The sequence below is a fragment of the Mycobacterium angelicum genome, from assembly GCF_002086155.1.
GTDB lineage: Bacteria > Actinomycetota > Actinomycetes > Mycobacteriales > Mycobacteriaceae > Mycobacterium > Mycobacterium angelicum.
The window spans coordinates 1-368 of sequence record NZ_MVHE01000341.1; the positions used below are offsets into that span (position 1 = coordinate 1).

The window sequence follows — 368 nt, forward strand, 5'->3', positions numbered from 1 at the left end:
GGCGGCGGCGGGGCAGCTGGTGGCGGTGCGGGTGCGGCAGGCCAGGGCGGCGCCACCGGCAACGCCGGCACCGGCGGCACCGGCGGGCAAGGTGGTCAGGGTGGGGCCGGCTTGGCTGGCACGCCGGCCACCGGGAACACCGGTGCAGCCGGCGGGGACGCAACGGCCGGCGGTACCGGCGGCCAGGGTGGGGCTGGCGGGAACGCCGGGATTGGCGGTACCAACGGCAACGGCGGCCAAGGCGGAACCGGAGGCCAAGGCGGAACGGGTGGCGCTGGCGGGACCGGGACACCGGATACCGGCAGCGGCGCGGGGACCGGGGGCACGGGCGGTAAGGGCGGTGGCGCCGGGGCTGGTGGCAGTGGTGG

The 368-nt window shown here is 79.3% G+C and carries 1 protein-coding gene; it reads left to right on the forward strand.

Translation table 11 applies throughout. The features are described from left to right. On the forward strand, window positions 1-368 hold a 368-nt coding region (locus BST12_RS31755), incomplete at both ends, for a hypothetical protein (protein WP_211281437.1).